Annotated in this window: 18 protein-coding genes; 5 read left to right on the forward strand and 13 right to left on the reverse strand. The window is 37.2% G+C overall.

Annotation, left to right across the window (positions count from 1 at the left end; translation table 11 throughout):
• Window position 1 precedes the first annotated feature (1 nt).
• Both mutL and tsaE read right to left on the reverse strand, forming a co-directional pair.
• Window positions 2-1,951: a DNA mismatch repair endonuclease MutL gene (gene mutL, locus RMA94_RS16055; RefSeq protein WP_311083762.1), complete on the reverse strand. Its 1,950-nt coding sequence runs from the start codon at window positions 1,949-1,951 to the stop codon at window positions 2-4.
• Complete coding sequence (tsaE, locus tag RMA94_RS16060) at window positions 1,944-2,417, reverse strand: tRNA (adenosine(37)-N6)-threonylcarbamoyltransferase complex ATPase subunit type 1 TsaE (RefSeq protein WP_046812018.1); 474 nt, start codon at window positions 2,415-2,417, stop codon at window positions 1,944-1,946. The genes mutL and tsaE overlap by 8 nt, the downstream gene beginning before the upstream one ends.
• 120 nt (window positions 2,418-2,537) lie before the next feature.
• Between tsaE and RMA94_RS16065 the strand changes: the two genes are divergently transcribed.
• The 3 genes from RMA94_RS16065 to RMA94_RS16075 all read left to right on the forward strand — a co-directional run bounded on the left by RMA94_RS16065 (window position 2,538) and on the right by RMA94_RS16075 (window position 4,408).
• On the forward strand, window positions 2,538-3,446 hold the full coding sequence (locus RMA94_RS16065; protein ID WP_311083763.1) for a pseudouridine synthase: 909 nt from the start codon (window positions 2,538-2,540) through the stop codon (window positions 3,444-3,446).
• 111 nt (window positions 3,447-3,557) lie between these two features.
• Entirely contained in the window at window positions 3,558-3,866 is a 309-nt protein-coding gene (locus RMA94_RS16070) for a type II toxin-antitoxin system RelB/DinJ family antitoxin (RefSeq protein WP_002122138.1), read from the forward strand.
• A 98-nt stretch (window positions 3,867-3,964) separates the two neighbouring features.
• On the forward strand, window positions 3,965-4,408 hold the full coding sequence (locus RMA94_RS16075; RefSeq protein ID WP_002122286.1) for a GNAT family N-acetyltransferase: 444 nt from the start codon (window positions 3,965-3,967) through the stop codon (window positions 4,406-4,408).
• Here the strand turns inward: RMA94_RS16075 and RMA94_RS16080 are convergent.
• Window positions 4,401-5,105, reverse strand: coding sequence for a pseudouridine synthase (locus RMA94_RS16080; RefSeq protein ID WP_202724245.1), 705 nt, complete (start codon window positions 5,103-5,105; stop codon window positions 4,401-4,403). The two genes, RMA94_RS16075 and RMA94_RS16080, sit on opposite strands and share 8 nt — an antisense overlap.
• Before the next feature lie 101 nt (window positions 5,106-5,206).
• On the reverse strand, window positions 5,207-5,425 hold the full coding sequence (locus RMA94_RS16085) for a hypothetical protein (protein ID WP_002122273.1): 219 nt from the start codon (window positions 5,423-5,425) through the stop codon (window positions 5,207-5,209).
• Between the two features lie 251 nt (window positions 5,426-5,676).
• On the opposite strand from RMA94_RS16085, the gene RMA94_RS16090 reads away from it, so the two are divergent.
• Window positions 5,677-6,129 (forward strand): DUF441 domain-containing protein, encoded by a 453-nt coding sequence (locus tag RMA94_RS16090; RefSeq protein ID WP_151302441.1) that lies wholly within the window; start codon window positions 5,677-5,679, stop codon window positions 6,127-6,129.
• Window positions 6,130-6,188: 59 nt separating this feature from the next.
• Here the strand turns inward: RMA94_RS16090 and RMA94_RS16095 are convergent, their stop codons facing one another.
• The 3 genes from RMA94_RS16095 to RMA94_RS16105 form a co-directional block, all read right to left on the reverse strand.
• Window positions 6,189-7,109: a LysR family transcriptional regulator gene (locus RMA94_RS16095; protein ID WP_130172422.1), complete on the reverse strand. Its 921-nt coding sequence runs from the start codon at window positions 7,107-7,109 to the stop codon at window positions 6,189-6,191.
• Window positions 7,110-7,396: 287 nt separating this feature from the next.
• Window positions 7,397-8,194 (reverse strand): DUF4198 domain-containing protein, encoded by a 798-nt coding sequence (locus RMA94_RS16100; RefSeq protein ID WP_033847456.1) that lies wholly within the window; start codon window positions 8,192-8,194, stop codon window positions 7,397-7,399.
• A 157-nt stretch (window positions 8,195-8,351) separates the two neighbouring features.
• Window positions 8,352-8,780, reverse strand: coding sequence for a hypothetical protein (locus RMA94_RS16105; protein ID WP_202724246.1), 429 nt, complete (start codon window positions 8,778-8,780; stop codon window positions 8,352-8,354).
• Between the two features lie 224 nt (window positions 8,781-9,004).
• Between RMA94_RS16105 and RMA94_RS16110 the strand changes: the two genes are divergently transcribed.
• Complete coding sequence (locus tag RMA94_RS16110) at window positions 9,005-10,204, forward strand: MFS transporter (RefSeq protein ID WP_311083764.1); 1,200 nt, start codon at window positions 9,005-9,007, stop codon at window positions 10,202-10,204.
• Window positions 10,205-10,230: 26 nt separating this feature from the next.
• On the opposite strand, the gene RMA94_RS16115 is transcribed toward RMA94_RS16110, so the two are convergent.
• From RMA94_RS16115 to RMA94_RS16140, 6 genes are all read right to left on the reverse strand, one after another.
• On the reverse strand, window positions 10,231-11,214 hold the full coding sequence (locus RMA94_RS16115; protein WP_025469807.1) for an ion transporter: 984 nt from the start codon (window positions 11,212-11,214) through the stop codon (window positions 10,231-10,233).
• 115 nt (window positions 11,215-11,329) lie between these two features.
• Window positions 11,330-11,764 carry a hypothetical protein gene (locus RMA94_RS16120; RefSeq protein WP_005068573.1) on the reverse strand — a complete coding sequence of 145 codons (435 nt, stop codon included), beginning with the start codon at window positions 11,762-11,764 and terminating at the stop codon, window positions 11,330-11,332.
• 229 nt (window positions 11,765-11,993) lie between these two features.
• Entirely contained in the window at window positions 11,994-14,633 is a 2,640-nt protein-coding gene (locus RMA94_RS16125) for a bifunctional aconitate hydratase 2/2-methylisocitrate dehydratase (RefSeq protein ID WP_068529825.1), read from the reverse strand.
• A 253-nt stretch (window positions 14,634-14,886) separates the two neighbouring features.
• On the reverse strand, window positions 14,887-15,249 hold the full coding sequence (locus RMA94_RS16130; protein WP_078221083.1) for a hypothetical protein: 363 nt from the start codon (window positions 15,247-15,249) through the stop codon (window positions 14,887-14,889).
• A gap of 134 nt (window positions 15,250-15,383) precedes the next feature.
• Entirely contained in the window at window positions 15,384-16,619 is a 1,236-nt protein-coding gene (locus RMA94_RS16135) for a lactonase family protein (RefSeq protein ID WP_311083765.1), read from the reverse strand.
• Between the two features lie 271 nt (window positions 16,620-16,890).
• Window positions 16,891-21,399, reverse strand: coding sequence for a translocation/assembly module TamB domain-containing protein (locus tag RMA94_RS16140; RefSeq protein ID WP_060464654.1), 4,509 nt, complete (start codon window positions 21,397-21,399; stop codon window positions 16,891-16,893).
• Window positions 21,400-21,421: the final 22 nt, after the last annotated feature.

Genomic DNA, 21,421 nt, shown 5'->3' on the forward strand with positions numbered 1-21,421 from the left:
ACTACTCTCCTCGAGCAAATAATTTATCTAATTGAGATAATGGGAATGCACGCCAAGTTGGCCGCCCATGGTTACATTGGCTCGCAAATTCGGTTTGTTCCATTTGACGAAGTAAAGCATTCATTTCTGAAAGACTAAGTTGTCGATGTGCACGTACGGCTCCATGACATGCCATTCCAGCTAACAACTCATCTCTTTTTTGAAGTAATCCTTGTGCTTCATCATTTGGATCTAAATCATTTAAAAGCTCTGGAATAAGATGTTCAAAATCAGCTTTTTGTAATATGGCTGGCACACCGCGAACAATAACTTGCTCATCACCATATAAATCAATTTCCAGACCTAAGCGCTCGAGCTGAGGTTTTAACTCCTCTACCCTAACGGCTTGCATACGGCTAATGGAAATCACCTTAGGTATAAGCAACTGCTGAGATGTCCAAAATTCAGGTTTATCCCAAGCATTTTTCATTTGCTGTAATAAAATACGTTCATGTGCCGCATGCATATCAACAATAATAAGCCCTTCGGTATTCTGCGCTAAAATATAAATTCCATGCAGTTGAGCAATTGCGATACCTAAAGGAAACTCATCTACTTTAGCAACTGGCCCAACATCCTCATTTACCGAAAAACTAGTAGGTTGGTCGCGAAGTGGGGCTAAATAAGTTTTTAGAGCATTATTTAATTGAGCAGAACCATTATATTTTGGTGTTTGATCTGCATAGTGAACAGATTGGGGACGACTAGCGTTAAAATCAGTTAATAATTCTGTCGGTGCAGGCTGAGTTCGTGCTTCACTGTCTGAATTTAAAGTTTCATTTGCACGGTGCAATGAAAATTGTTCTTGATATTTGGGCTGAGGTTGTACTGAATAATCTGAGCTTTCATCCGCTTTCATCGCTTGAGCTAGATCAGCACTCGCTGTCTGAAATTGTGCGAGAGTTTCTTTTGCATAATGTCTTACAAACTCATGCACTTCTCTTTGATTTAAAAATCGAATCTCATGTTTAGTCGGATGAACATTGACATCAATATTTTCAGGGTCAACTTCTAAAAAAAGTAAATAAGATGAATGTTGATGACCATGTAAAATACCGTCATAGGCCATGCGTAGCGCATGCGAAATCGTTTTATCTTTGACAATACGACCATTTACATAGACATATTGCATATCAGCCTGTGCACGTGCATCTGAAGGATGACCAAGCCAACCTGATAAACGCATACTAATACTTTCAGCATCAATCCAATATGCATTTTGAACAAATTGTGAGCCTAATAATTGCTGAACTCGCTGAAAACGTAGCTCTCCGCTATCCGCTATAGGTAAATTAATTCTTATATTATCATTATGCTCAAGCACAAAACGTATATCGAAATGTGTTAGGGCCAGACGGCGAACAATCTCTTCGATATGCCCAAATTCAGTGGTTGGTTTTTTTAAGAATTTACGGCGCGCAGGAACATTAAAAAATAAGTCCTGAACACGTATATGGGTTCCCTTTTGCGCTGCAACAGCTTGTACTTCTTGATGATCAAATGCTGTACCGTTTACTTCAACTTGATGACCAATACCACTTTCATCTTGGCTACTGGTCAAAGTCAATCTTGAAACCGCAGCAATCGAAGCTAAGGCTTCCCCACGGAACCCCAAACTCACAATTGCATGTAAATCTTCAGCAGTTTTAATCTTACTTGTGGCATGACGCATGACAGCAAGTGCCAAATCATCCGGATGAATACCATGCCCATTATCAATGATTTCGATTAAAGTCGAACCACCTTGAGCAATCCGTACAATCAGCTCAGTTGCACCTGCATCAATTGAGTTTTCTAATAATTCTTTGACCACAGAAGAAGGTCGCTCAATCACCTCACCTGCTGCAATCTGGTTCGCTAACGCTGCGTCTAATGTATGAATACGACGTTGTGTTAGCTTTTCATCAGTCATGAAGCTGTTCCTGCAAAGTCTGGTACAAATTTTCTGTTGGTAAAGTTAACGTTACTAAACGAGTCAACTCATCATCTGACTTTTGAATGTCAATGATGATATCCGCTTGTGGAATTTCATCTCCACCTTTAGAAGGCCATTCAAATAGAAATAACGCATCTGTGATATCTAAATAATCACGGATTCCCATTAATTCAAGTTCGTAGGGGTCATTCAAACGATATAAATCAAAATGAAAAATTTCTTTATCATTAATTTTATACGGCTCAACAAGCGTATAAGTTGGACTTTTAACAGAACCTTTATGACCCAAAGCCTGTAAGAAATAGCGCGTAAGTGTGGTTTTACCCGCACCTAGATCTCCAATTAAATAAATTACACCCGACTGAACATGCTGCGCCAAAGCTTGAGCTAAACGCTCAGTATCTTCTTCATGATTTAAGACCAATTTCAATGAATACGACATAGCACACATAACATGATTCGAAATAATCGTTATGATAACATTGCCCTGCCTTAAAAGCCTACTTAAGCCCTAGAAGTTGGCTTTTTTTATATCAATTTTCTTACATATTTACACTTTTTTATGTCTAGTCCGAACGATTTTTTGCCACCTATGATTAATGGTGTAAGCGCAAGCCAAGTTTATCTTCCTCAACAAAAAGACACTCAAACGATTTATGAGTATCTATGTGGTCACTTTGCACATATTAGAACAGATGAGTGGAAACAAAGATTTGAAGACGGGCTTATTTATGGGGCAAATGGACAAAAACTAACATTAGATAGTCCATACCAAAGTAATACGCATATTTTTTATTATCGATTTCTTGCTTATGAAGTCCACGTTCCATTTGAACATCGGATTTTATTTGAGAATGATGATTTATTAGTGGTCGATAAACCACATTTTTTAACAATTAGCCCGACAGGACAATATGTTCAAGAAACTCTTTTAGTGCGGCTAAAAAAACAAACTGGCAATGAATTTTTAACCCCTATTCATCGCTTAGACCGCGAAACCGCGGGTGTTGTTCTATTTTGCAAGCGGGTTGAGTCGCGTGGTATTTATCAACAATTATTTGCCGAGCGCCAAGTCAATAAAATTTATTACGCTATTGCACCTTATAAAAAAGATTTAAATTTTCCTCAGACATTACATTTGCATTTAGATAAAGGTCATCCTTTTTATACGATGCAGGTTATAGAAAATACGAAAGCCAATACCCAGACTTATATTGAGCTTATAGAGCACAACCAGATTTGGGCAAAATATCGTTTAACTCCTACAACGGGGAAACAGCATCAACTTCGCGTGCATCTTAATTATTTAGAAATTCCGATTAAAAATGATCCATTTTATCCCGTAGTTCAGCACAAAGCTGAAGATGATTTTTCAGAACCATTACAGCTTCTGGCTAAGCATATTTCATTTACAGATCCCCTCACAAAAGAGGGAATGTCTTTCAATTCTGAATTTGAATTGACATTGTAATGTAACCGTAATGACAAAAAGATTATTTTTTATGCCAAAAAACATTGAAATTACATTGCGATGGTTTAAAATGAATTCCTAAAAATTAAAAATCATTTGGTTTTGTTATTCATGCGAAAAACAGAAGTTTATCAGGTTCGACTTGACTCCCAAGAGAAAAAACAAGCTTTTGCTGTTTTTAAGCAATTGGGAATTACCCCTGCCCAAGCGGTACGACTTTTTTTTAAACAGGTCGTATTAACTAAATCTATTCCATTTGCTATCGAAAATCAGAATATTAATATGGAGCAATTATTAAAACTGAGAAAAGCAAAAGCATCTTCATTAAACCAAAATTCATCAACTTTAGCTGAAGATGATGACCATGAAGATTTATTTGAAGAATTGAATGCACTTCTTGGTGAAAGCGACAAAACTTAACACTGTTGCATTTATAAACAAGTTTTAACGTCAAAAAGTTCTTTTTTTCGTTATGCTCTCTTTGTAAAAACATAATGATAAGTTACAAGGAGTGCCAAATGATCGTTAGACGAGCGACTTTTGAAGACTTAGAGCAACTCGCCGTTTTATTTGATGAATATCGCCAATTTTATGGGGCCTCTTCTAATTTTAATGAATCCCTTCACTTCCTAAAACAACGTTTTGAGAATAGAGAAAGTGTGTTCTTCATTCATATTAAAGACGATAAAATTACGGGTTTTATTTTACTCTATTTAGGTTTTTCTTCAGTTGCTTGTTCAACTTACTATATCTTAGATGATGTCTATGTTACCCCCGTTTTCCGTCGTCAAGGTTCAGCTAAACAGCTCATCGATACAGCAATCTTATTTGCAAAACAAGAGAATGCTTTGCGGATTAGTTTAGAAACTCAAAGTAACAACCATGAATCTCATCGTTTATATGAACAAATGGGATTCATTCGAGATAGCGAGTTCCAAACTTTTCATTGTTTTCTCAAATAATATTTTGAGCAAGCTGTTTTTGTTGTTCAGATAAATACACCCATTCTCCATCTTCAAGTTCAGGTAAAACCAATTGTCCTACTTGATGGCGATGCAATGCTTCTACCTTATTTCCTACAGCTGCAATCATTCTTTTTACTTGATGATAAACACCTTGATGAATCGTCATGGTTAATTGATGAGTTTCTAATAGCGCTACATCCGTTGCAGCAAACACACCTTTTTCTTGATGTAGGCTCACACCTTGGCTCAGCATTTCAATTTGCTCAGGTGTAACTGGATCTATAGTCGTAACATGATAAACCTTTGGAACATGCTTACGGGGATGAGTTAAAGCTTGAAGATATTTACCGTCATCAGTAAGTAAAAGTAAGCCTGTTGTATCTTGATCTAGACGGCCAATGGCTTGCACACCACGTTGAATCATGATTTCCGGTAAAAGGCTAAATACGCTTTGATGATGGTGAGGTTGGTGTGAACATTCAAAACCTTTCGGTTTTTTTAGCGCAACATAAACTTTTTCTCGATATTGATAAGTTTCCCCGAAAAGAGAAAATTCTAAATTTTCTGGAGAGAATTGCTTTTTAAGGTCACTTACAACCTCTCCATCAATACTTACAGATCCGTTTTTTATTAACTGCTGACAATATTTACGTGAACCAAACCCTTGTGATTGTAAAATTTTTTCCAGCAGCATGAAGTTTTCTCATTAGAACTAAGCTGTTATTTTAACGTAGTTTCCACTTTTTACTAAACCCTACCAGCAGCTCTTTACATTTACTTCATGCAACTTGCACTCTATTCTTCGACTACTCGATAAATATTTTCGTTCTGTTCGCTTTCAAATAATAATTCGGTAGTAGGCAAAATAATTTCATTATCAACAATAATATGCTCAATACGTTGGCTTAGCTTTAAAGATTCATTTTCATGTTCCACTAAATTTTTCTTTAGTTGTGCTTTTGCATCATGAATCTTATCAAACTGATCTTTGATCTTGATATCTATAATGTCCATAAAAATATCCCGTACTCATGAGTAATGATTATTTTTATATCATAATTTTTAAACACTATAATTTTTAACTTGTTAATTTATATAACATTGTGTCCAAGCGTAACCAAAAAATTAAAACTCCTTATCATTGAGAGATATACACTCAATTTTTAATTAAGAAGAGCTGAAATCAGCTGTATCTTTTAAAGCTTTCACATTCCAACTCTTAAATATTATACAATTCCATTTATTTATAATGCCCTCCGCTCGCCATGCTTGCCCAATTTGATGTTAATTTAGTTGTTCTACTCGTTCTGCTTGTCTGCGGCTTATTAAGTCAAAATGCAGCTGTAACTATTGCAGCAGGTGTGTTGATTGTCGTTAAAATCACACCATTAAATGAGTTTCTCCCTTATATTCAAGCTCATGGTCTTAATTTAGGAATTCTTATTTTAACCATTGGCGTACTCACTCCAATTGCCAGTGGGAAACTCAGTGGAGAGAGTATTTTAAAATCCTTTATTAGTGTTAAGTCTATTATGGCTATCGCAATTGGTCTGTTAGTCGCCTGGCTAGGTGGTCGCGGAGTAAAACTAATGTCGAGCCAACCTGACGTAGTTGCAGGTTTACTGATTGGTACAGTTGCTGGTGTCGCTTTACTCCGTGGTGTACCAGTCGGTCCTCTAATTGCGGCAGGATTACTCTCTTTATTCATTGGCAAATAAAAATCAACATGAAAAAGGTGCAATAAAGCACCTTTTTAACACTTAGGCTAAATGATTTTTTAGCCAGAATAATAAGCGTTTCGCTTTAAAGAGAACTTTTCTAACTGCTTTAAAAAGCCTTCAAAATAACTTTTCTCTTTTTCTTCAGTTCGATAGCCCGCATATAAAGTTCGTCTTAAACCTGTAGGAGAAACACAATCTAAACGACGACTAGTAACCCATCCCTTTTGTTCATACTCATTCACTACCCAATCAGGTAAAGCAGCAATACCTCGTCCACTTGCAACGAGTTGAATAAGCATTTGGGTTAAATCAGTTGTCCGTATTAGTTTAGGCTGAATATTCGCGGGGATGAAAAGTTTAGACATAATATCTAAACGATGCTTATCAACTGGATAAGTAATTAAAACTTCTTCGGCCAACTCTTGAACTGTAATATTTTCAGCCCGCACCAAAGGATGAGTATTTGATAAGACTAACCGTGACTCATATTCAAAAATCGGAAAATACTCAATTCCTTTTAACGCGATTGGGTCAGCTGTAATCAATAAATCAAATTCCGCATTTTGTAAGAGTTCATGTGGATTAGCTTCAAACCCCGAAGCAAAGTCTAAATCGACGTCAGGATATTGCTGGCGATACTGATTTAATAAAGGCATTAACCAGTCAAAACAACTATGACATTCCGATGAAAAAATAATTCTACCTGTCTGCCCATGCACAATACGTGTGATATCACTATGTGTAATCTGGATTTGTGGCAAAACATCATCAGCCAATTTTAATAAGCGCTGTCCGACATTAGAAAAACTAACAGGTCTACTTCGACGATTAACAACTTCTACCCCATACCAATGATCTAATTCTTTTAATTGATGGGAAATAGCAGATGGCGTTAAACAAAGGTCATTAGCTGCTGAAACTAATGAACCATGCTCGCGTAAAGCAACTAGAGTTTTAAGGTGGCGTATTTCTAACATGGGCCCAAGCCTAAAAAACAGATTTATCTATAAATGGATAAAGCTCATCTTTGCTTTTCCATAAAACTTTCGACAAATCTTTATTAATGAATTTTATTCAGTTTAACATAAAATTAATTAGTTTGTCTCAACATGAATTTTATTTCATTATCTTTTACTTGCAATGAATTTTTGTTTCCTCTGAAACTAAAGTGAAATTAAACGTTTTAATGAAGTTTTTTTAATGAGTAAGAATATGAAAACTAAAAATAGGCCTAATAAAGACCTATTTTTTAAAACCCTAAAAACTATTGCGCTAAAACATTTAAGCTAATAATCGTATAGCTCTGATCTTTAGGTTTTAATTTCAAATTTAGAGGAGCTGTTACTTCTACTAGGTACTCTCCAACTTTTGGAAACGTAAGTTCGACTTGACCGTTGCCTCCCGCCTTAAACTGCTGCACTTGCTTGTCAGTTGCACCCTTTTCTCTTAAATTCACTTCAGCATAAGCTAAAGGCTGTCCTTTTTCAGTTATGGTTAATTTAACAGGTTGAGCAGCTTTAATCTGGTTAGGATGTACAGAGAAACTAACTTTAATCGGTGTATTCGGAAGCTGAATATCTGAAACTTTTCCTTTAGAAAGATAACTCTGCAATATCCACTCACGTGTTACTTGTTCTGTTTTAATTGTTTTTGTTTTAAGGTCAGTCGGAATCAAATATTCACGTTCTGCTTTCGGTGGAGCTTTATCAGCTGGCATATCAAAAAATAAATGCCATGCTTTTTGGTCGTATACATATTTCAAAGGATAACTTGCCTGAGTTTGAACAATGTATGTGCCTTCTTCAGGTAAATCTACATCAAAAACAGTAGCAGACTTATGCAGGGCTTCTGAATTGACGGTTTTAAGCTCATTTTTAGGTGTAATTACAGTAAGCTTAGCATCCTTTAAAGCATATTCACTATTTAATGCTTCTTCCGCATAACCAGCAATTACGGGTACTTGAGTCTGTTCAGTTTTATAAGCTACAGGAGCTACATAAGGTTCATGAGCAAAGCCTGTTGTACATATCAATGCAAGTGACGTCATTAGAAATCTATTCATTATTACAAAATCCTGTTATACGCAAAGTTAAAAATTTCAGACAAAATATAAGCGGATACAGTATACACAAATAAAAATAATTCTTATTATCATTAATAAATTTAATTTTACATAAAAAAAGACCCAAAGGCCTTTTCTTATTTCATTTAAGTTGATTTTACTGATGCTTCATCTTTGGAAATGTTTGCTCGAAATCAATTAACTTATAGCTTTTTACTAAATCATCTGGTCCGTAAGATACTTCGTATGAGGTTTCTTTACCATTAAAATATGCTTCTGTCGGAGTCCCAAATACCTCCCAAAGGCCGATTGAAGCCACATCTGCTATACCATGACCAAAAGCTCTGCCGACTTTTACCCACTTTGAATAACCTTGCTGAAAAGTATAGATCTCGACACGTGTTCCATCACGGTATTCTGAAAGTACAGGTGCACCAAACTCGGCAATCACATAATTACGAGAACTGCCTGGATTTAGAACATTTAAATTTTTTTTACTTGGTTGATTACCCGCCATAAATACTGCGCAACCAGACATAGATAACATAGCCATACCCATAAGGCAGGTAATAAATAATTTTCTCACGTTTTAGCATCTCTATTTTTAGATATTTATACAACTTGTTGTAATACTTAAAGTATTACGCGGTAATCATATATAATTTTTAAAAGTTTTTCGATGAATTAATCTATATAAAATTTAAATTTACTTCATTTGAATATGTAATCATTCCCTCAATATTTTAGTTTTTTATTATTCTGTTCTCTTTTCCCTTATAATTCTCTTTTTGAGTCTTCCTTCAACTTATTATGGCGTCCCCGCAATCTCCTCTTTCCACACATCAACATTACTCTCTCTTTTTAGCAATTTTCTCACTAGCTGTAGGTGGTTTTTGTATTGGAACCACTGAATTCGTGGCAATGGGACTGATTCAAGAAATTGCAAATAATTTAAATATTACAGTACCTGAAGCTGGTCACTTTATTAGTGCTTATGCATTGGGTGTAGTTATTGGTGCTCCTATCATCGCTATTCTTGGAGCTAAAGTACCTAGGAAAACTTTATTGCTTGGCTTAATGCTGTTTTATGGTGTTGCAAATGCCTGTACTGCTTTAGCTCATACACCTGAAACTGTTTTAGTCTCACGTTTCATTGCAGGTTTACCACACGGAGCATATTTTGGTGTGGGTGCCTTAGTTGCAGCTGAACTAGCGGGTCCATCAAAAAGAGCTTCTGCGGTTGCCCAAATGATGATGGGTCTTACAGTGGCAACTGTCATTGGCGTTCCTTTAGCAACGTCGTTAGGCCAAAACTTTGGTTGGAGAGCAGGTTTTGAGTTTTCAGCAACTATTGCTTTCATCACTTTAATTGCTGTTGGCTTCTTTGTACCCAATATTCCAGTTCAGGCTACCGCCAGTATCAAAACTGAATTAGCTGGCCTTAAAAATATCAACATGTGGTTAACACTAGCAGTAGGTGCAATCGGTTTTGGAGGCATGTTTTCAGTTTATAGCTATGTTTCACCAATTTTGACTGAATACACACAAGTTAATATCCAAATCGTCCCTATCGCTTTAGCTATCTGGGGTATAGGTATGGTTATTGGTGGTTTAGCAGCAGGATGGCTTGCAGATAAGAACCTCAACAAAACTATAGTGGGTGTATTAATTAGCTCAGCTATCGCATTTGTTGTCGCTAGTTTTTTAATGAGTAATATTTATACTGCCATCGCATCTTTATTTTTAATTGGTCTCACGGTAATGGGGTTAGGCGGAGCATTACAAACTCGTCTAATGGATGTTGCAGGTGATGCCCAAACTTTAGCTGCCTCACTCAACCACTCTGCATTTAATATGGCCAATGCATTAGGTGCATTTTTAGGGGGCTGGGTACTCAGTCACCAAATGGGTTGGATCGCTCCAATCTGGGTAGGTTTTGTTTTAAGCCTTGGCGGTCTAATCATTTTACTTATCGCATTTGCAGTAGAAAAAGCCAGCAAAAAAGCTTAATGAAAGAAAAGGCTAACTTATTACTTCTAATCAGTTAGCTTTCCACCACAATGTGGGCAATAACATTTTTTCTCTCGGACCGACTCTTCTTCTTCTAATACTTTTTCACGCATAATTTGAATAATCAGGTTATGCGCTTGCTCTTTTGGCAATCCTACTTTTTGACGGACCCTCTCTATTTCAATTTCATCATGTAAAATATCAATACCTCGTGCTTGAAGTAACTCACGAAATTCTTGCTCTAGTCTCTGATTCCGTTGATTAAGCTCATTTGCAAGTCCAGACGCCAAAATACCAGCTGGTAATGCTGCAATACCTACACCCAAAATAGTAATAAGCGCCCCTAATAACTTCCCTAGGCTAGTTACAGGAGTGACATCGCCATACCCCACTGTAGTTAAGGTAACCACTGCCCACCACATAGATTTAGGTATTGAACTAAAAGCTTCTGGCTGAGCTTTGTTTTCAACCACATAAATTCCAGAAGCAGTCATAATAATCATGATAATTAAAATAAAGATAACTGCTTGAAAAGATCCCTTCTCGCGTTTAATCACACATAACAATATCTGTAGCGAGATAAAATAACGTGTTAATTTTAATAAACGAAGTAAACGTAAAATCCGAAGCATACGAAGATCGATTCGTACAAAGAAATTCAGGTAAGCTGGCAAAATTGCCATCAAATCAATAATTGCTTCCCCACTTTTCATCCAATTCAAGCGGGTTTTCCATACGGATTGTGTCGTATCTCGATCTGCAACACTCCACAACCTTAATAAATACTCAATACTAAAAATTGCGATTGAAATATTCTCAAAGTAGTCAAACCAAATACGATAATTTGAGTACAAATCATTTACTGTTTCCAATAAAACAGCAGCAACGTTACCAATAATTAAAATAACTAAAAAATAGTTAATGCATTTACTTACCGTCGTTTCATAGTCATGGTTGTGAAGATTATTATAAAAAAACTTACGTAATCTCTTCCAAACTGAATTAGGCATATTGATCTGACCACTTAATATTGTAGATATAGTAAGCTCATCGCCTCTATTCACCAATATCGTCTCTAACAATTTTTGTTTTACTTACCCCAAGATTTAAGCCTTAATTTTTTCATCAATTCGTGGCTACACATCGAAATTCATTCTCTTCCCACCACATCACATCATAGATGCCTGGATGTGATTTTAAGATAATATTTATATAATTTTGCAACACCATAATATGATGAGTAATATCAATTTTTCTAAATAGGAATTTTCTTAAAATCGGAGTATTTGGAGAAATAAAAATTGCGAATCCATTACTATATTCTTCATAAACACTAATTCCGAGATACATTGTTATTTCAGCTAAGGGAATCTCAATTTCCCACCCCCAGCTTTCACTATATAACTCTACATTTAAATGATATCTATTCTTTAATATACTAAAAATATATTGTGCAATATCTTCAGTTTTTTGAACTAAAATACCACCTTCATCAGCATAAGTTTTTTGGTCATATAATTGATAATCATCAAATTTAAATTCAACAATTGTCTTTAGCATTCTTAAGTTCCCTATATAAAATACTCATATTTTTTTTAATTATTTTCAAGTTCGTTCAAATATTTTAAAACAAAAATCAATTTAATATCTAGAGTAATATTTATTTTTACATTTTCATTAAATAAAATTTGATCTATTTATTATTTTCTAAGTCTAATAATGTACAAAGTCTCATTTAAAATAAAAAGGAGCTGAATAATCAGCTCCTTTTTTGTACTAAATCGACGTATTAAGTCAATTGAGCAGCTTGGATTTTCTTAGTATCAACTTGATCAGCTTCTTTAGTATATTCGCTCATCTTGTCGAAGTTTAAGTATTTGTAGATGTCAGCAGAAGCGCTGTCGATTTGCGACGCGTACTGTTGATATTCTTCTGGGCTTGGTAATTTACCAAGAACCGCAGCTACTGATGCAAGCTCAGCAGACGCTAAGTAAACGTTTGCGCCTTGACCTAAACGGTTCGGGAAGTTACGAGTAGAAGTCGATACACAAGTTGTGTTCGGCGCTACACGTGCTTGGTTACCCATACATAATGAACAGCCCGGCATCTCTGTACGTGCACCAGCACGGCCATAAATGTTATACAAGCCTTCTTCCATTAATTGGTGCTCGTCCATACGAGTTGGTGGAGCCAACCATAAACGAGTAGACAATGAACCACCAGGTACTTTGTCAAGTAACTGACCAGCTGCACGGAAGTGACCGATGTTAGTCATACAAGAACCAATGAATACTTCATCAATCTTGTCGCCTTGTACGTCAGAAAGAAGTTTCGCGTCATCTGGATCGTTCGGGCAGCAAAGAATTGGTTCTTTGATGTCAGCTAGATCGATTTCGTAAACTTTTAAGTATTCAGCATCAGCATCAGCTTTTAACAAGCTTGGGTTATCTAACCACTTCTGCATGTTTTCAGCACGACGCGCAAGTGTACGTGCATCGCCATAACCTTCTGCGATCATCCACTTCAACATCGTGATGTTAGAACGTAGGTATTCAGCAACTTTCTCTTCAGAAAGTGTGATTGAACAGCCAGCAGCAGAACGTTCAGCTGACGCATCAGAAAGTTCGAATGCTTGCTCAACAGTCAAGTCATTTTCCATTTCTGATAAATCGATCTCAAGGATACGACCAGAGAAGATATTTTTCTTACCTTTCTTCTCTACAGTTAAATCACCCGCTTGAATTGCGTAGTAAGGAATTGCATGTACAAGGTCACGTAAAGTGATACCAGGTTGCATTTTACCTTTGAACTTAACAAGTACAGACTCAGGCATGTCAAGTGGCATAACACCAGTTGCTGCTGCGAACGCAACAAGACCAGAACCCGCTGGGAATGAAATACCGATTGGGAAACGAGTATGTGAGTCACCACCAGTACCTACTGTATCTGGAAGTAACATACGGTTTAACCAAGAGTGGATAATACCGTCACCTGGACGTAAAGATACACCACCACGGTTCATGATGAAGTCAGGTAATGTATGGTGAGTTGTTACGTCAACTGGTTTTGGATACGCAGCAGTGTGACAGAAAGACTGCATTACCAAGTCAGATGAGAAGCCCAAGCATGCTAAGTCTTTTAACTCGTCACGAGTCATTGGACCTGTTGTATCTTGAGAACCAACTGTAGTCATTTTAGGTTCACAGTAAGTTCCTGGACGGATACCTTGACCTTCTGGTAAACCACATGCGCGGCCAACCATTTTTTGAGCTTGTGTGAAGCCTTTGCCAGTGTCAGCAGGTTGTACTGGAGTACGGAACAATGTAGAAGGTGCAAGACCTAGTTCTTCACGTGCTTTAGCAGTTAAACCACGACCAATGATCAAGTTAATACGACCACCCGCACGTACTTCGTCTAAAAGTACTGGAGTTTTAAGATCTGCTTCAGAGATTTGTACGCCATCTTTAAAGGCAGTTACTTTTGCAGCAGCATGGTCAATTTTCAATACTACTTCGTCGCCCATATTCATGTTAGCAACGTCGATTTCTACAGGTAATGCACCTGCATCTTCCATAGTATTGAAGAAAATTGGAGCGATCTTAGAACCTAAGCACACACCACCGTCTTTTTTATTTGGAATGTGTGGAAGTTCATCACCGAAGAACCAAAGAACAGAGTTAGTTGCAGACTTACGGCTTGAACCCGTACCAACAACGTCACCAACGTAAGCAACTTGATTGCCTTTCGCGATAAGTTCTTTAATTTGGCTTAATGGACCAACTTCACCTGGTTTTTCAGGGTTGATACCATCACGCTCGTTTTTCAACATTGCATTTGCGTGTAATGGAATGTCTGGACGGCTCCAAGCATCTTGAGCTGGAGACAAGTCATCAGTGTTTGTTTCACCAGTTACTTTGAACACAGTAATTTTGATTTCTTCTGGAACGTCAGGACGGCTAGTGAACCATTCTGCTTCAGCCCAAGATTGTAAAACAGCTTTAGCGGCTTCATTACCAGCTTTTGCTTTATCTGCTACGTCATGGAATGCATCAAATACAAGAAGAGTTTTCTTTAATGCTTCAGCAGCTAAACCTGCAAGTTGGGCATTATCAAGAAGTTCAACAAGTGGTGCTACGTTATAACCACCTAGCATAGTACCAAGTAAGTAAACTGCACGTTCTTTAGAAACGAGTGGTGAAGTTGCTTCGCCTTTTGCAATCGCTGCCAAGAATGCTGCCTTTACGTAAGCTGCTTGGTCAACACCTGCAGGAACACGGTTTTCAAGCAAATCTACCAAGAACGCTTCTTCGCCTGCTGGTGGATTTTTTAATAGTTCAACAAGCTGAGCTGTTTGAGCGTCATCAAGTGGCTTCGGTGGGACTCCGAGTGCGGCACGTTCTTCAACGTGTTGGCGGTAAGCTTCTAGCACGGTGTTCATTCCTCTTTTTTTGAAAAATTACTTGCAAATTCCAGCTTTCTTAAAAGCTTCACAAGTAATATGGACTACAAAAGTTTACTAGAGTTCAAGGTAAAAGTTAATGAGCGCGGGGTGTTTCTCCGTGATGCCCATTATTTTGTATCTAAATACCAGTGTGTAAATAATGAGCAAATTGGGCTAAATTGAGCTATTTTTAAGCAAAAAGAGCTTCAGCCAGATGAAAATTCAATAACCTCATCCACAATTAGAATGATTTATATTTTGGCATTTTGTCATGAGGGGTTACCAAACATTCATCCATCATTTGCTTTCTAACTTTTTCTTGGATTGCTTGAGGATCTTTTGTCAGTTCTTCTTTTGGAATTGCATAAACTTTTTCAATAACATTAAGAATGAATTTTTTAGTTATCTCATCTTCAATCTTATTTGCATGCTCAACTGCCTGAGTTTTTTCAATTGCTTGCTGACGATCAAAAACAATACTTCTTGCAGCATTTCCTACGCTAGTACAAAAGCCATGCCACTGCTCTTCTGGTGTTAATGGTTTCTTTTCCGAACAACCAACAAAGAGCAAACTCATTGCAATCAATAAAATCTTTTTCATCATTTCACTACACTAATTATTGCTGCCCATATCATACGGAAAATCATCGTTTTTGCCAAAACTGCTATAAAAAACCGAGATAACAAAATCTCGGTCTTTTGTATTAAGTACTAGAAAGGTCAGTTTCATGTTTTGGATTAATTAAAGAATTTAATATCCGTAGGTGTTGATATTTTTGCTGCATCGCCAGCTGGTTTTAAGGTGCCATTTTTTGCATCAAAACGGAATAAACTAATATTGTTACTATAAACATTTGTTACATATAGATACTTACCAGATGCATCAAATGAGAAAGCACGTGGTTCAATACCATTCGCTTTATAAACAACTGGCTTAGCTAGCAATCCATTCTGTTGGATTTTAAATACTAAAAGTTTGTTATCTGCACCTCGATTGGCAGCAATCACATATTTACCATTTGGGCTAAGAATAATTCCACTCGCACTCTTAAATTCAGGTGTTTTGTCCTCGTGAATTAGTTTTAGCTCAGCAACTTTTTTCAAATGACCATCTTGCACGTTAAATGTCACAATTTCACTTCGCATTTCTGCGGTAACATACGCATGTTTGCCATTTGGTGAAAAGACCATATGACGCGGGCCAGAACCATGTGTAAAAGTTACATCGCGGTTGGTATCCGCTTCAAGTGGCTGAGCCTTGTTCGGGTTATAACGAAATGCATAGACTTTGTCATTTCCAAGATCGCTAGCATATAAATACTTACCATCCGGACTAAAAGTTGTGGAATGAGCATGTCCACTTTCTTGGCGGCCTTTGACGTGGCCAGAACCTTCCTCAAAAACAATATTTTGTACTTTTTCGCCCAAATGGCCATTTGGTAAAATTGGCAAAACAGCCACACCACCACGACCTTTATCAAATGCCGAATAGTTCGATACAAACAGGAACTTACCATCTAAACTGATTGTTGCATGTGTTGGATGTCCACCATGACTATCCACTGTGTTCAACACTTCCACCTTTCCGTTTTGAATAGATAATGCGGTCACCGCACCTTCGTTTTCTTCATTAGTGGTATATGCAAAACGGCCATCTTTCGATTTCACAATCCAAGAAGGACTTTTCATTTTCAACACCTTAACGGGAGTTAAAGTTCCATCGCTATTCACGTGAAGCTGGTATAAGCCTTCACTGGCTTGTTTTGGTTTTTGCGCAAGCGGTGCATTAGGAATTGATGTCCATGTTCCTACTAAAGCAATTTGTTGTTGTGCAGCATTTACGGTGGAGCACCATCCAAATGACAAGAGCGTCAATGACAATGTTGCTGTTAATTTTTGAATTAGGCCACGATATTTAACGTTGATATCGTTTTCCTTGCCATTTTTAATTTCAACATAAGTATCTATATTCACTACTATATCCTTGAAAAAACCCACCTTATTTGCATTTATCAACAAGGTATATCAATCTAATTTCATTTAATGTTTCTGAAAACTAATTTATAAAACAGCAATTTTCAAGTGAATTTTCTTTAATCAATACCTATCCAAGGTTTCTTTACTCTTAAGAGAAGCGATACTTTAAATCATAAATACTCAACTTTTTTAAATGTTATGAAGGCGTTATTAAATTAAAAGCCCACAATAGTGAGCTTTTAATTTATTCATTATTGGTTTCAACTAACTAAAAGCGCCAGTTGTAGAAAAGATCGATTGCTCTTTCTAAAGATTGACTTGCTTCTAAGTATAAACGTCGATTCATTTGATAACGTAATGTGAGTTTATTTACAGGAGTAAACACCCCAACACCATAACGAATAAACAGATCCGGTGTGATATAACCCGTTAAACTCACTTGTGTATCATCACCTGTACCTTGTGCATCTAAAGCTAAACCGCTCAAACCAAACGTACGTCCAATCTGGTTAGTTAAAGCACGTGTACCACCCAAGCCCATACTAATACCCGCAGCTGCAATGGTGTTGTTTACATCAGATTTAAAACCTTCTGCATTACTTAAGCCACTCGAACCTTCATTAATACGACCAGTCACAAGCGCATTCAATGCTTCTTGCTCAGATAAACCTGCATCGTTATAGACCTGAATGTTTGGCGATGTTGCAGTACCTGTAACACGTACCCCAACCATACTACCCTGAACATTTTTGTTCGCATCGATATCTAAAGTCGGGTTAGCCAATGGTCCATTAAAACGGGCAATTGCTCGGTTTAAGTCTAGACTTTGTCCATAAGCTTCAATTTTCACTTTTTGGCTAACACCAATCGCTCCGTTAGCTCTCATTGCAGTCTCATAGCCACGTTGGCTTAAGTTTAGACGACCAACTAACGGAATATTACTGTTAAAGCCTTGGAAGATCACTTGTTTTCCAATATTAACAGAAATGTCAGCTCGAATATCCCAAGGTTTAGCGGCCCGTAAAATTGCAAGTGGGTCTTGACCTTGGCGCACGATGCGAACATCTGATGAGGTATTAATAATTGGAGCAGTTGTTTCTGGCATTGAAATACGTGCACGAGGAACATCTACAGATCCTTTTAAACTTAACCGCTTATCAAAAGGATACATATCAAGTGTCAGATTCGGGTTGGCAATTGCGGTAATTAATGGCGCTTGACGTACCAGTAAATTATCACCTTTCAGATTTAATTGAAGGCGTGGCGCATCTTTCCACTCAAAACTACCTTTAAGCAAGCCTACACCTTGCCCACTATTAAATGCTCCATCAATTGTTGCCATATCCTGACGAATTGATGAATATACCTGCACATTGGTTAGATTTACTGGCAAAGAAATCATGCTAATCGCACCATTTTTCAGACGCATTTCACCAGTAAACTGAGGTTGAGTTAATGTACCGTTGACTTTACCAGCCAAGGCTAACGTTCCACTCATTGAGCGAACATCTTGAATAAATGGTTTCAAGACTTTTAATTGAACATCATTAAAGGCCACTTCACCATGCATTGGCATTGAAGACTGGAATGGGTTGATAATAACGTTCGCGTAGCCCGTACCAATATCTGGTGTTTTCACATCAACACGGAATAACAGACCCTCTGATACACTTTTTGCAATTACCCCTAACTCATCATAAGCCAAAGTCGTTGCAGGATCTTGTGGATCTTCAGCAGCTAAACCGATTTCACCTTTACGCGTAATTAAACGCGCATCAAGTTTTGGATTACCGCCATTTACCCACGATGCCTTAGCGTAACCATTTAATTGTCCAGTCATCGCTAAGCCTTCTGGCATAAATGCCGCGAAGTCGCTTAAATCCATGTTCTGAGTTACAAAAGAAATATTACCTCGTGCTTTACTCACTCGGACAGGCTGATCAAAACAGAGCTGACTATTGGTACTTTGCCAGCAATGTTGGCCCACATATAGCTCAGATTTCGCCGAAGAAAAAATTACTGGAGCATTTTGATTTTGTGCCAGACGAATTCGTCGTGAATCAAAACTTCCTTTCTGGATTTGACCTAACCAATCATTCTTTTGATTAAATCCACCTGCCAACTGAACATAGAACTTGGAAACACTATTATTGCCAAGTACTTTCAATAAATGTGCTTTTCTTGTTCCTGTCAAATTCACTTCAGCAGACTGGATTTCTCTATTTCCGCTACGTAGATTATTTAATTTTGCGGTTAATTGAGTCGGTGTTGTTTCCGATGTTGGAAGCTCACCCTGAATACTCAATCTCTTCACACTTACAAGTGTATTAAAAGCAAAATTATCTACGGCAATATTCGCTGTTGCTTTTAAACGTGGTTGTGATTGAACATTCAAATCACCATAAGCTCGACCGCGCAGTCCCGGATATAACTCGTAGAGTGCTGGCGCATTCAGCTTAATTTTTAGATTTTGTGCATTGCCAGTAGCTTGTAGCTGGTTCTGTCCATACACTAAAAATAAGTTATTCGCTTCAAATTGCTGAGGTAAAAAGCCATTTTGATTAGAATCCATCAATAGAGATAGATTACCCTTACCCCGAACAGGTTTATTATTTAAAAAGCCTGCAAGATTCAATTGTTGAATATTAATTCGCTTCAAGTGATCAGACCAAACCCCTTGAGTTTTCAGATTTCCTGAAATTTCACCTTTAACAGTTGAGGCAAAATATTGAGGTTTAAAGCGTACTAATGAACTATTAATATCCCATGCAATGCGGTCTTTTAAATTGACAGAACCAGTAGCATAGATTTTTCCAGCCACACCATCGTGTTGTAATTGGCTAATTCGAATAAAATCTGGCGTGCCCGCTATAGAAAACTTCAACAAACCATTTGCCTGTTTTAAGGCTTTTAAAGACCCGTCATAATTAACCGCAAAGCCTTTAAAACCGCCCCCAGCTTTAACATCATGAAATAATAATGCTGCTGTACTTTTTCCACCTAAACTTACAGTTTCTTGACCTGCTTGAGCCAATCGACCAGTTAAATCAATTTTCTCAAACTGAATAATTTGCTGGTTTGGTTTAGCGAAACCATTTGCCTTAATCGAACCGTTTAATAGATTGACCGGCGCTGCTGCATGAATACTTTGCGGATTAAAATCTTTTGCATTTAATAAAGCATTCCAAGCCAGCTGTCGTTTTTCAGTAGGTAATAAAACTTTAGCCTGACCTGTTAAGCTACCTTTTTCAGCAGCAAAACTAAAATTAGGAACATTTAAGATATTATCTTTAACATTCAGGTTGGCTAGATATTGTCCTGCTGGCAATAAAGTTTTTTCATGCTGATATACTTTTGTAGCAACCTTAATATCTTGTTGACCGTCACGTAATGTTAAATCGACTTGACCATTATCACTACTTAACCATCCAATATAAGGCATTGCACGGTCTATATTCGCCCACGCCACATTCATGAGCATTGGTTGAGGTTTATTATTTTTTTCAGGCGCCTGATTAAGCTTGAGTTTCCAAGACTCATAACGGTCAAAATCAACGTTAGCAAATACTTCTGTGCCTTTTTCCAAAGAACCAGTTGAAGCAATAGCAGCATCTAAACTTGGCGGTAAAAAGTCTTGAACCACCTGAGGAATCGCTTTGTCTTTAGGATTAATGCGATCTAAACGACCTTTGATGTCCCAAGTCACATGATCTTTCCAATTCACCAGACCTTTAAGATTAACGGCACCTTTCATAACTTGGCCGTTGAAATCGGTAATATTAAGCTGATGAACTAAATCAGTATTCATTAAAGCGTTGTACTGGCCTTCAGGTAAATTCTCACCCTTTAAATCTGTATCAAGTGCCAAATTAAGCTGTTTAATATCACCTTGAAACTTGATCACGCCATTTTTTGCAAAGAGTTTTTGTTCTTGAAGCAAAGGTAAATGATAGTTTTTTAATAATAGTTCACCTTGCATTGGAACTTCATCGCGAACAGGATGCAATATTACCCAACCTGTTAATAGATCGGGAGTGGTTGTTGCAACCCCAGCTTTTATAGTATCTAAACTTCCCCGAGCAGCCACTTTAATATTTTGAATATTTAGACTTTTTAAAGATGGGATTCTTAAATCTGCTGTGGCATCTAATGGATATTTACCACTGAAATCCATTTTACCTGTTGCGTTATGGACTGAAAGATAGCCCATATCCATACTAGATTTTTCAAATTCCAGTTTGGTCTCTGACCAAAGTGCATCCTGCAAATGGACATCATGAAAACTTACATCTGAGGTTGCTAACTTAATTTCTAAATGATCAACATCACCTTCATCTATACGTAAAACGAATGGCAATTTGATTGGTTTAAATTCAAACGGTTTACCAGAGGGCGGAGTTTTATTAATAATACGTAAGTTGCGTACATCTGCATGGCTTAAATGCACTTCTTTTTCTAATAATAAAGAGCGCCACCCTAAGCCTACATCAGCTCGATCTAATGAAACATCAACGTCTTTTAATTGCACCAACACATTTTTGAGAATAATGCCTCGCAATAAGTTCCCGCCTTCGTATTCATATTTAATTATTTTCTGAGCTTCTAAAACCCGATCTAATAAAAAACGGCTTCCGCGATCCGTTGACATCATGATGACTAACGAAGAAGCCAATAATAACAATATGATCAATATCGTCAGCAAGAAGCTACGCAAAATGCGACGCTTCTTCTTAGGAGAGCTTGGTGCCGAAGTGGGCTGCTGTTCTACTTCCGCCATAAAATAAACCTAATAAAATTTT

This window comes from Acinetobacter sp. V115_6, assembly GCF_031799025.1.
Classification (GTDB): Bacteria; Pseudomonadota; Gammaproteobacteria; order Pseudomonadales; family Moraxellaceae; genus Acinetobacter; species Acinetobacter pittii.